The sequence below is a fragment of the Halobacterium bonnevillei genome (genome assembly GCF_009831555.1).
Classification (GTDB): Archaea; Halobacteriota; Halobacteria; order Halobacteriales; family Halobacteriaceae; genus Halobacterium; species Halobacterium bonnevillei.
Genome location: NZ_WUUU01000111.1, coordinates 1 through 9938, shown reverse-complemented (window position 1 = coordinate 9938; position 9938 = coordinate 1). Strand labels below are relative to the sequence as shown.

9 protein-coding genes are annotated in these 9938 nt (G+C 66.9%); 4 read left to right on the top strand and 5 right to left on the bottom strand.

Annotation, left to right across the window (positions count from 1 at the left end):
- Positions 1 to 1211: aldehyde ferredoxin oxidoreductase N-terminal domain-containing protein (locus GRX66_RS12760; RefSeq protein WP_325064102.1), on the bottom strand; the 1211-nt coding region annotated here is incomplete at its 3' end.
- A 349-nt stretch (positions 1212 to 1560) separates the two neighbouring features.
- Between GRX66_RS12760 and GRX66_RS12755 the strand changes: the two genes are divergently transcribed.
- A complete protein-coding gene (locus GRX66_RS12755) occupies positions 1561 to 2943 on the top strand; it encodes a dihydroorotase (RefSeq protein WP_159526905.1) in 1383 nt (460 codons plus the stop codon).
- 42 nt (positions 2944 to 2985) lie between these two features.
- Here the strand turns inward: GRX66_RS12755 and GRX66_RS12750 are convergent, their stop codons facing one another.
- Positions 2986 to 4224, bottom strand: coding sequence for a Zn-dependent hydrolase (locus GRX66_RS12750; protein WP_325064101.1), 1239 nt, complete (start codon positions 4222 to 4224; stop codon positions 2986 to 2988).
- A gap of 136 nt (positions 4225 to 4360) precedes the next feature.
- Between GRX66_RS12750 and GRX66_RS12745 the strand changes: the two genes are divergently transcribed.
- Positions 4361 to 4732: a VOC family protein gene (locus GRX66_RS12745; protein ID WP_159526903.1), complete on the top strand. Its 372-nt coding sequence runs from the start codon at positions 4361 to 4363 to the stop codon at positions 4730 to 4732.
- A 63-nt stretch (positions 4733 to 4795) separates the two neighbouring features.
- On the opposite strand, the gene GRX66_RS12740 is transcribed toward GRX66_RS12745, so the two are convergent.
- Positions 4796 to 6724: a CocE/NonD family hydrolase gene (locus GRX66_RS12740; RefSeq protein WP_159526902.1), complete on the bottom strand. Its 1929-nt coding sequence runs from the start codon at positions 6722 to 6724 to the stop codon at positions 4796 to 4798.
- Positions 6725 to 7232: 508 nt separating this feature from the next.
- On the opposite strand from GRX66_RS12740, the gene GRX66_RS12735 reads away from it, so the two are divergent.
- Both GRX66_RS12735 and GRX66_RS12730 read left to right on the top strand, forming a co-directional pair.
- Positions 7233 to 8726, top strand: a complete 1494-nt coding sequence (locus GRX66_RS12735; protein ID WP_159526906.1) for a uracil-xanthine permease family protein — start codon at positions 7233 to 7235, stop codon at positions 8724 to 8726.
- Positions 8727 to 8807: 81 nt separating this feature from the next.
- On the top strand, positions 8808 to 9221 hold the full coding sequence (locus GRX66_RS12730; protein WP_159526901.1) for a hypothetical protein: 414 nt from the start codon (positions 8808 to 8810) through the stop codon (positions 9219 to 9221).
- Positions 9222 to 9279: 58 nt separating this feature from the next.
- Here the strand turns inward: GRX66_RS12730 and GRX66_RS12725 are convergent, their stop codons facing one another.
- Both GRX66_RS12725 and GRX66_RS12720 read right to left on the bottom strand, forming a co-directional pair.
- Positions 9280 to 9618: a Zn-ribbon domain-containing OB-fold protein gene (locus tag GRX66_RS12725; RefSeq protein ID WP_159526900.1), complete on the bottom strand. Its 339-nt coding sequence runs from the start codon at positions 9616 to 9618 to the stop codon at positions 9280 to 9282.
- A partial coding sequence (locus GRX66_RS12720) for a thiolase C-terminal domain-containing protein (RefSeq protein WP_394351531.1) occupies positions 9615 to 9938 on the bottom strand: 324 nt, incomplete at its 5' end. The genes GRX66_RS12725 and GRX66_RS12720, both read right to left, overlap by 4 nt.

Genomic DNA, 9938 nt, shown 5'->3' with positions numbered 1-9938 from the left:
GGTCGCTTCTGGAGAAGGTCGACGAGCGCGTCGGCGTTCCCGAATTCGAGGCGCTCCGCGTCGCCGTCCGCGAACGCCACGCCCGGGGCGTCCTCGTCGAGCACCCCCTTCTCGTGACACTCCCGGGCGAACGCGACGGTCACGCCCCAGCTGATGGTGTCCATGCCGAGTTTGTCGCAGACGTCGTTGGCCTTCATCACGCGCTTGACGTCGTACACTTCCTGCATCGTCGCCGTCGCGAACAGGCTCTCGAACTCCGGGATCTTGGCGTCCGTGACACCCTGGCTCTCGACGGTGACGTGCTTCCCGCAGCGGACCGCGCAGTTCGCGCACGTCGTGTGCTCGGTGACGTACTCGGCTTCCAGCGTCTCGCCGCTGATGGCTTCGGCCTCCGCCTCGGCCGCCTGCTCGTACTGGTTGTTCCGCTGGCCGAGCTTCCCCATCTCGTTGATGGGGTTGACGAGGCCGCTGGTGCCGTAGTCCTGGAGCATCTCGGTCTCCGCCATCAGTTCCTGCATCCGGCCCGCGGCGAGCGCGCGCATGTCGTCGGCCTCCGGTTCGGGCTCGAAGCTCCCCTCGGTGACTGCGACGGCCTTTACGTTCTTCGCGCCGAGAACCGCGCCGCTGCCGCCGCGCCCTGCGACGCCCTCGCGGTCACGGCCCTCGTGGAGCAGGCACGCGTACCGCACGAGTTGTTCACCCGCCGGGCCGGCTGCGACGACGTGCGTGTCGTCGCCCTGTTCGCGCTCGCGGACCGCCGCACAGGTCTCGTAGGTGTCGAGGCCGGCGAGGTCGTCGGCGGCGACGACTTCGGCCCCGTCCTCGTCGATGGCGACGTAGGACTGTTCGGGGGCTTCCCCGTGGAGGACGATGGCTTCGAAGCCCGTTGTTTTCTGGGCGCGCGGGAACGTCCCGCCGAACGTGCTGTCGAAGAAGCCGTTCGTCATCGGGCTGACGAAGCCGACGACGCCGCGACTGGTGCTCTGGAACGGCGTGGCGTTCATCGGACCGACGGCGAACACCGCGACGTTGTCCGGTCCCAGCGGGTCCGCGTCCGCGGGGACGTGTTCGGCGACCTGTTTCGCGGCGAACCCGTTCCCGCCGAGGAACCGCCGCGCGTCGTCGGGGGCGATGGACTCGACGTCGGTCTCGCCGCTGTCCAGGTGGACGTGCAGGATGTCGCCGCCGTAGACGGAGGGGAGGTCGGACATTCCGGTCACACCCCTCGACGGGTCGGTATCGTGGTCTGTGGCCTGTTCCGCTCGGAAGCCGCGGTCTGCGGCTCGCTCCGCTCGGCGTGCCAGGGTGGGGGCGTCGACGCGACTCGCCCGTTCGCGGCGGCGGTGGCGGTCTGCTCGTTCGGGGCTCGCGTGTGTCTCTCACTCATGGGTAGGCAATTGGACGATGTGGGCATGAATCTTTGGAGCGCGGAATTTCGTTCTGACTCATTCGCCTGTGGTTGGACGTTTTCGTTTCCGGGTCGGCGTTCGTCGGGACACTGGCTCGGCAATCGTGTTTCCAGGACAAAACTTTATGCCGGGGTTCGCCGTCGTTCTAAGCATGGTAGATACTGTCATTCGAGGTGGCACAGTCGTGACGCCAACGGACACGTACGACGCCGACGTCGCCATCGACGACGGCGAGATTGCTGCGATCGGGGACGCCGACTCGATGCCCGAGGCAGTCGAGGTCCACGACGCGTCCGGGAAACTCGTCATGCCCGGGGTGGTCGACCCGCACGTCCACATCGACGACATGTTCTCCGGGGACACCTACGAGACTGCGACGAAGGCTGCAGCACTCGGCGGAACCACGACGTACATCGACTTCGCGTGGCAGGCCTGGGTCGGCGACCTCAGCCTCTGGGACGAACCCGGGACGCTCGTGGAGGGCATCGAGCGCAAGCGCGAGAAAGCCGAGAATCCAGTCATCGACTACGGCCTCCACGCCGCCATCACACGCGAGGACCCCGCCGTGTTCGAGGAACTCGCGGACGTCATCGACGCGGGCGTCCCGACCGTGAAGATGTTCACGGCCTACGAGATCGGGCTCGGGAACGGCTTCATGGACCAGGTGTTCGCGGAACTCGCCGACCTCGACGCCGTCGCGGTGCTCCACAGCGAGGACGGCGACGTCTGCGACGCGAAGACCGAGCAGTTCCAGGCGGAGGGCAAGGGCGACCCCGAATGGTACCCCAGGTCTCGGCCGGACTACGCCGAGGCGATGGCCGCCGAGGACGCCGTCCGGATGGCGACGGAGCACGGCTGCCAGTACTACGGCATCCACACGTCCTGCCGGAAGTCCGCCGAGGTGCTCGCGCAGTTCCGCGAGGAGCACGGCGAAGAGATGGTGCGCGCGGAGACCTGCACGCACTACACCGTCCACGACGACTCCATCTTCGAGGAACTCGGGAACCTCCCGATGATCGCGCCCCCCATCCGCAAGCCTGACGACAACGACGCGATGTTCGAACACCTCAAGGCGGGCACGCTCGACGTCGTCTCGACGGACCACTGCGGGTACACGCTGGCGGGCAAGGAGACTGAGAACTGGTGGGACAGCAAGTTCGGCGCCAACGCGCTGCAGACGAACCTCCCGGTGTTCCACGACGAAGCCGTCAACGAGCGCGGGTTCTCCTACCCGTTCCTCGTCCGGAAGCTCTGCACGAACCCGGCCCGCATCTTCGGGCTCCCCGGAAAGGGCACGCTGGACCCCGGAACGGACGCCGACGTCGTCGTGTTCGACCCCGACGAGACGTACACCATCACCGCCGAGGCCAACGCGAACATCTCCGACTTCTCCATCTACGAGGGTCGCGAGGTCGCGGGGCGCGTGAAGAAGACGTTCGTCCGCGGCGAACTGGTCGCCGACGACGGCGACATCGTCGCCGAGGGCGGCCACGGCGAGTTCGTCGAGCGCGAACGGCCGGACTGGGACTTCTGAGGCGCGCCCCGGTCGGGACCTGACGAACTGATTCTCGGCTCGTTATTCGACCGGCGTCGCGATGCGGAGCGCGGCGTTCGCGAGCGTGTTCGCGCCCTTGTAGCAGTCCTCCCAGCTCGTGTACTCGTCCTCGTTGTGGCTCTTCCCGTCCTCGCTGGGCGCGAACACCATGCTCGTGTCACAGAACTTGCTGAGGTGGGCGGCGTCGTGGCCGGCGCCGCTGTAGATCTGCTCGTTGTCGTACCCGAGGTCGTCGGCTGCGCCCTGCACTGCGTCGACGCACTTGTCCGCGAAGTCCACGCTCTCCGAACGCATCCGCTTCTCCCACTCCCAGTCGACGCCCTCGCGCTCGGCGGCCATCTCGCTCTCCGCGACGGCGCGCTCTTTGGCCTGTTCGACCACGTCGTCGCTCGGGTCGCGGAACCCCCACGTCATCGTCACCTCGTCGGGGATGATGTTGATGGAGTTCGGCTCGACGTCCACGTAGCCGACCGTCCCGACCGTGCGCTCGCCGAGCGTGCTCGGAATCCGCCGGATCTGCGTGATGACGTCGGCGGCCGCGACGAGCGCGTCGTTGCGGTAGTGCATCGGCGTCGGGCCGGAGTGGTCGGCTTCCCCGTAGAAGGTCGTCGCCCCCCAGTAGAACCCGACGACGCCGGTGACCACACCGACGGACTTGTCGTCGAGTTCGAGGTACGGGCCCTGCTCGATGTGCAGTTCCAGCGCGGCCTCGTACTCCTCCTGGGGCTCGGCGGGGACGTCGCCCCGGTAGCCGATTCGTTCGAGTTCGTCGACGAAGCGGTTGCCGTCCTCGTCGGTCGTCTCGTACTGCTCCTCGAGGTCGTGTTCGCCGATCCAGACGCCGCTGCCCTGCATCGCTGGCTGGAACCGAGACCCCTCCTCGTTCGTCCAGTTCACGATCTCGATGGGGTGTTCCGTCCGGATGTCCTCGTCCTCGAGCGTCCGCAACAGCTCGAGGGCCCCGACGACGCCGAGCGCGCCGTCGTAGATGCCGCCGTACGGCTGGGAGTCGAGGTGGGAGCCGACGAGCACGGGCGCGGCGTCGGGGTCGGTTCCCTCCCGGCGCGCGAACATGTTGCCGAACTCGTCGACCCGCACCGTGAGCCCCAGGTCCTCGAGTTGGTCAGTGAGCCAGTCCCGGACCTCGCGGTCCTCGTCGGACAGCGCGAGCCGGTGGAGCCCACCGCCCTCGGTCCCGCCGATTTCGGCCTGTTCTTGCATCGTTGCGACGAATCTGTCTCTGTCGATAGGTACCGTCACACACGAACTGAGCACGAATACGCTAATAAAGATTAACTGCCCGATAGGTAATGTCGCGGGGAGCACGGCGAATTCTGCCGGGACAGGCCCAGGGGACGCCGGAATACTTACAGTGACGTTCGCGCGATTGTGGACCATGCGTGTTGTACACACCGCACTCTGGGTGTCCGACATCGACGCGACGACCGACTTCTACGAGGACGTCCTCGGCCTCGACTACCACCGGGAGTTCACGCTCGACGGCGTGCTGAACTACTACGTCGGCGCGCCGGACGGCGCGGAACTCCAGTTCAAACACGACCCCGACAGCGACGACCGGGTGGACCCGTCGGGCGTCGACCACCTCGCGCTCAGAGTCGAGGACACCGACGCGACGTTCGAGCGCGTCGTCGCGGAAGCCGACCCCGTCGTCGTCCGGGAGCCGACGACCGTCGATGCCGCCGAGCGCCGCGTCGCGTTCGTCGAGGACCCCGACGGCTACCACGTCGAGTTCGTGCAGAAAGTGTAGGCGCGCGGGGTCGGCCGGGAGTTCCCCGCGGTCGGTTCGACGGCTAAATCGGGAGTTGACCCGTCAGTCGGTCGGCTGAATCGGGAGTTCGACGTGCGTCGGGTGGCTCGCGGAGTGGTGGACCGTGTTCTCCGCGACGCGGTACTCCTCGTCGACGTACAGCGGGCCGCCGGTGTTGTGGTTGACGTCGAAGCGCGGCCAGTTCGACGACGAGACGTCCAGGCGGATGCGGTGGCCTTCCTTGAAGTGGTTCGCGGTGTCGTAGGGCTCCATGTAGAACTCGTAGACCTCGCCGGGTTCGACGAGGTCCGGTTCGTCGCGGTAGCCGCGGAATCGCGCCCGGCAGATGGAGTCCGAGAGGTTCAGGTCGTACCCGTTCGGGTAGTCGTCGCTGGGCGGGTGTTCGTCGACGAGTTTCGCCGTGAAGTCCGTGTCCGGGCCGTCAGTCTCGCCGAACACGCGGACGCGGATCGGGCCCGCGATCTCCACCGGCTCCTCCAGGGGCGGCGTCCGATAGACGAGCACGTCATCGCGCTCGCTCAGCGGGCCGTACGGCGGACTCGCGCCGTAGGTGTCCTCGTCAGTGCGCTGGTCGTAGCCGCCGCGGCCCGCGAAGTCGACGATGTTGCGGTCGCCCAGCGGGTACGCTCCCACGGACTCCTCGCGGGGCTCGAACGTGAGATACGAGGACGTGTTCCCGCCGATAGTCGGCACGGGGTCGTTCGGGTCGAACTCGTAGGACGTGGAGGACTCGCTGGCAGTCGGCTGCTCGGTCGAGAGCGTGCCGTCGGCGTGCGCGTAGAACTTCGTCATCTCCGTCCCTTCGGGGGGCCACTCGTCGGCGCTGCGCCACTCACCGCCGTGGAAGAGCGAGCCGTCGTCAGTCTGGTGGCCGTCCCCGAACCCCATCATGAAGTACTCGACGCGGGACATGTCCCAGGCGTCCTCGCCGCGGACGTAGTGGTCGAAGAACTGCTTGCGGGTCTCGCGGTACTTCCGGGTCGCGTTCTCGCCGAACGCCAGGTCGCCGGCGGTCGGGTGTTCCCAGGTCAGCGGCGGGAACAGCAGCTCCTCGCTGTGGTCGTGGCCGCCCGGCAGGCGAGCGAGGTGCGTCCACGGCCCCATCAGGAGGAAGTGGTCACTGTCCTTCCTGTCCGCGAGGCCGCGGAAGTTGTCGCAGGTCGCGCCCGTGTACGAGTCGTACCAGCCGCCCGAGTACACCGTCGGGACGTCCGCGCTCTGGTCGTAGTGCGCCTCGAAGTTCACGCTGGGGTTCTGCCAGTAGTCGTCGCTGGCCGACCCCGAGGTCATGATGTCGAACGCCCACTGCTCGTACTGCGGGAGTTCCGCGAGCGCGGACTCGCCGCGCTGGATCGGCCCGTTCTCGAACACCTCTCGGACGTCGACGTCCGCGAACACCTGCTGGACGTCGGGGTCCTCGAGCGATTCGTGGGCGAACCCGGCGCCGAGCGTCAGCGCCCACGACAGCCAGCGCTGCTCGAACGCGCCGTTGTGCCGGAACGTCTTCTTTCGGCCGTTCGCGGCGCCCATGTTGACGAACATCCCCGCGAGGCCGTCGGGGTCCTGCGTTGCGAGCGCGTTCTGCACCCACGCGCCGTAACTCGTGCCGAGCGTGACGACGTTGCCGTCGCAGAAGTCCTGCTCTGCGAGCCACTCGACGGCGTCCGCGCCGTCCTCGGCCTCGTTGGCGTTGATGTAGAAGTCGCCCCCGCTGTCGAAGCGCCCGCGGACGTCCTGGATGGCGATGACGTACCCGCGGGAGGCGTACCACTCGCCGTGCCGGAGGCGGCCGCCGGTCTTGTCGTACGGCGTCCGGTCCAGGATGACTGGTCGGGGGTCGTCGATTGGTTCGTTCGTGTCCGGGTCTGCGGGCCGGTAGATGTCAGTCGAGAGCCCGACGCCGTCTCGCGTCTCGATGGTGACGTCGAGGTCGGCGTGGACACTGTACGATGGGTCGCTGGCGCTGGCCATACTCGTATCACCGAGACGACCCGCAAATACGTTTCGCCGGGTCGTCAGGGCGGCCGCGTTCCCTGGCTCTCCCGGTTGTGTTCGCGTACGGTGGTTCAGCTGACGAGACCGGAGCCAACAGAACTGGGCTCTCGACGTCTCGGCTGCCGGGAGACTCACGTCGTCTGTCTCCCGGCGTCCCACTCGCCTCGCTCGCGGGGCTCCCGAAGCTGGCTGCGCTCCTGGAGACGCCGAGACCGCCCGGCCCGTTCGTTCCACCCTGATGCCGGCTGAGAACACGTGTGGACCCCGCCCGTAGCAACGCGAATCTGGCCGGTCCCGCTCTCACAGGGGGTACATTTATAATAGATGTTTGAGGAGAAAGGTACGTGCCCGCTTGACAACAGCAAGCATGCACTGACAGCACTCCCCGACGGAGGGCTACTACATGACAAACAAAGACACTGATACGTCGAAGACGGACAGAACAGGAACTGAGGACGTACGCACTGACGGTGGCGAGTCGTCCATGGTGACGTACGGCATCGAGGACAAACCGCCACTCGGGCAGTCGATTCTCCTCGGCACGCAACACTGGCTCACTATGGTCGGTTCGACGATTGCGATCCCGCTGGTGCTCTCCGGCGCGCTCGGGTTCGACGGCGGCCAAACCGCCCAGCTCGTCGGGACGTTCTTCGTCGTCTCCGGGATCGCGACGCTCGCCCAGACCACCATCGGGAACAAGTACCCGATCGTGCAGGGCGGGACGTTCTCGATGCTCGGTCCCGCGCTCGCCATCATCGCCGTCCTCGGCGGCGCAGACGGCGGCGCGAGTTCGACAGAGATGATGCGCGAACTACAGGGCGCGATCATCATCGCCGGTGGCGTCGAGGTGCTTATCGGCTACCTCGGCGTGTTCGGTAAGCTGAAGAAGTACATCGGCCCGCTGGTCATCTCCGTGGTCATTGCACTGATCGGGCTCGCGCTGATCGGCGTGCCGCAGATCACCGCCGCGGACCAGAACTGGTATCTCGCAGGACTGACGCTCGTGCTCATCGTGCTGTTCTCGCAGTACATCGACACCTACTCCCGGGTGTTCAAGCTCTTCCCGGTGTTGCTGGGGCTGGGCGCAGCGTACCTCCTGGCGGCCGTCCTGTCGATTGCGGGCATCGTCGACATCGTCAGCTTCGGCGCCATCACTGATGCGCCGGCGATCCGCCCGATTACGCCGTTCCAGTGGGGGACGCCGCTGTTCACGGCGTCGTTCTCCGCCGGCATGATTGCGGGGATGCTCGCGTCCGCCATCGAGAGTTTCGGCGACTACCACTCCGTCGCCCGCATGGCCGGCGAGGGTGCACCTAACAAGCAGCGCGTCAACCACGGCCTCGGCATGGAAGGGCTCGGTAACGTGTTCGCCGGGATCATGGGCACTGGTAACGGGTCGACGTCCTACACGGAGAACATCGGTGCCATCGGCATCACCGGCGTCGCCTCCCGGTACGTCGTCCAGGTCGGGGCAGTCGTGATGATTCTCGTCGGGTACGTCGGCTACTTCGGCGCGTTCGTGACGACGATTCCGAACGCCATCGTCGGCGGCCTCTTCCTCGCGATGTTCGCACAGATCGTCGGCGTCGGGCTCTCACAGCTCCAGCACGTCGACCTGAATCAGAACCGGAACGTCTTCGTGCTCGGCTTCGGCCTGTTCGCTGGTCTCTCGATCCCGCAGTACGTCGGCAACGTCGGTAGCGAGGCGTTCGAAGCCGGGATGTCCGGAATCCCGCTGTTAGGGTCGGTCCTGGGCATCCCCGAGGTCGCGACGACGATCAACATCATTCTCGGGACCGAAATCGCCGTCGGCGGCATCGCGGCGTTCATCCTCGACAACACGATGCCCGGCACCCACGAGGAGCGCGGCCTCACCGCCTGGGACAAGATCACCGAGGACGAGGACGCCTTCGAACCCGCCCACGAGAGTTTCTTCCCGGGCGGCGAACCGGCGAACGAGGACATCGCTGACGACTGAGCCGCACTAGTCGCTCTGCGGTCACTTCTCTCCTGCAGTTCTCGTCCCAACATAGAAGTCGCCCGGCGAGTTGCACTTCGTATGGATAGCAACGAGCAGCCACCAACTGACGGCGTCGAGATCTCTCGGACGGACTTGCGCGGGGGCGGCTGGATCGGGTACTCGGAGGACACGGTATTCGTCGTTCGAAGCGACGAGGACCGCATCAAGATCCCGAACGACGCCATCGAGAGCGTCGCGCTCCGGACCCTGGAGTTCGACGTCGCCGTGATGAGCCTCCTGCTGGTGGCCGTCGGCGTGTGGGTTGGCGTGAACCGGAATCCGCTGGTCGGCCTCGCATTCGGCGTCGTCGGCGTCTTCAGTCTCTACCGCACCTACCAGCAACGCCACGAACTCGTCATCGACGTCGAAAACGAGGCGAAGCCGCTCAGCGTCTACCCGGAACACCCCAGCGAGTGCCACGAGACGCTCGTTGCTCACGTGCGCGGGGAGTAACCCCACGTCGCGGGAGTGCGGGGTCGCTCCGTCGCTGCAGTCGCTGCCAGCGGGCGGGTCAACGCGATTCGAGTCTCGGCCCCCGCGTGCCGTCGCGAAGCTCGTAGTCGCCCGCGAGCAACACCCTGTCCCCGACGGTGAGGTCTTCGTCGGCGAGCTGCGCGGTCACCTGTACGCCGTTCGCGAATCGCGCGACGCCGAGCGGGTTCGGCTCGCGGACGCCCGGCGGCGTCACCCGCGACACCGTCGTCGCGACCAGCTCGCCCGGTCCGAGTGCGACCTCCCGGACCGACTCGCTCCCACACACTCGACAGCGGGCGCGGTCGTACGCCCACGTCTCTCCACACTCCTCGCAGGCCGTCGCAGCCGCCGAAACCGCCGGCTCGTCGTCCGTCACGCCGCCCCCTCCAGGATCGTGCAGATGGCGTTGTTCCCGAACCCTGCGACGTTCACTGCCAGCCCGGTCTCGCAGTCGACCTGGCGGCCGTCGGCGTCGCCGCGGAGCTGCCAGACGAGTTCCACGAGCTGCGACACTCCCGTCGCGCCGAGTGGGTGGCCGCGGGCTTTCAGCCCACCACCCGGGTTCACGGGCAGCGCGCCATCGAGGGCCGTTTCGCCGTCCATCGTCGCCTGCCACGCCTCGCCCGCGTCGTAGAAGCCGAGTTCCTCGAGTTCGAGCAGTTCGAGGACCGTGAACGCCGTCGTGGACTGCAGGCT